We start from the raw sequence: 824 nt of genomic DNA, 5'->3' as shown, positions 1-824 counted from the left end.
TGCGGCGCTCCAGCAGCGCCGTGCCCATGACGCTGACCGCGCCAGCGCAGGGCCTGCAATATGTCGGCGAAACAGCCACCGCGACCTTCAAGGGGTCGCAGCTCACCATCGTGGAAGGCGATGGCCGTACCCGGATCTGCGAGCGGGAAGGCACGCGATGAACTGCCCTGCCTTCGAACGCCACAGGGCGCTTCGTCGGAAGAGACCGATGTCTGACACGTCGATTTCAAATGTGACAACCTTGTGCGGCCTGAATCGGGCCGGTCTGGCGATCGCGCGCCTCGGCGTCGTTCTCGTCTCCGGGGCGGTTATAGGGGCGTGTAATCCAGCGCCGACCCAGCCTACCGAGCCGGCGCATGAAAAGCATCTGACGTCGAAACTAATCGCGCAGCGCATCATGTACTGCGACGACGGCACACGCGCCGATGTCGACTTCATCGATGACGGCTTGAAAATGGCCGTCACCTGGCTGCCGAAGGGCAGGACCGAGATCCTGCGCGCGCAGCGAACCGGTGACGAGTTTCGCGGCGACCATTCGCGGGCTGTCGTGGCGGGCGGATCGATCGCGTTCACGCGACGCGGGAAGATCCGCGTCTGCCACCGAACCCCGGAGGAGTCCTAGGAAATGCAGGCACTGCTCTATACGCTTGCGCCTGTGCTGGCGGTCGTGCTCGGCGCGATTGTCGCGAGCCGCACCAAGTTGAAACCTGGCCTCGTGGCGGGCCTACAGCATCTCGCTGCCGGCGTCGTGTTCGCGGCGGCAGCGACCGAAATCCTGCCGCAGGTCAAGCATGAGGCTTCGCCCAGCGCGACGTTGATCGGCG

Annotated in this window: 1 protein-coding gene and 1 pseudogene; both read left to right on the top strand. The window is 65.0% G+C overall.

Annotated features, from left to right (window positions below; genetic code table 11):
- Positions 1-208 precede the first annotated feature (208 nt).
- Positions 209-622: a hypothetical protein gene (locus tag AX685_RS14705; RefSeq protein ID WP_004212881.1), complete on the top strand. Its 414-nt coding sequence runs from the start codon at positions 209-211 to the stop codon at positions 620-622.
- 3 nt (positions 623-625) lie between these two features.
- A pseudogene (locus AX685_RS14700) lies at positions 626-824 on the top strand (transporter); the annotation flags it as partial.

The organism is Sphingomonas sp. CCH9-F2 (genome assembly GCF_001556735.1).
GTDB lineage: Bacteria > Pseudomonadota > Alphaproteobacteria > Sphingomonadales > Sphingomonadaceae > Sphingomonas > Sphingomonas ginsenosidimutans.
Note: the sequence above shows the minus strand (reverse complement) of the source record. Positions and strands in the feature narration are given on the sequence as shown.

Excerpts from the sequence above, each read along its gene's own strand:
- AX685_RS14705 (WP_004212881.1), top strand. The coding sequence starts at position 209 with ATGTCTGACACGTCGATTTCAAATGTGACAACCTTGTGCGGCCTGAAT.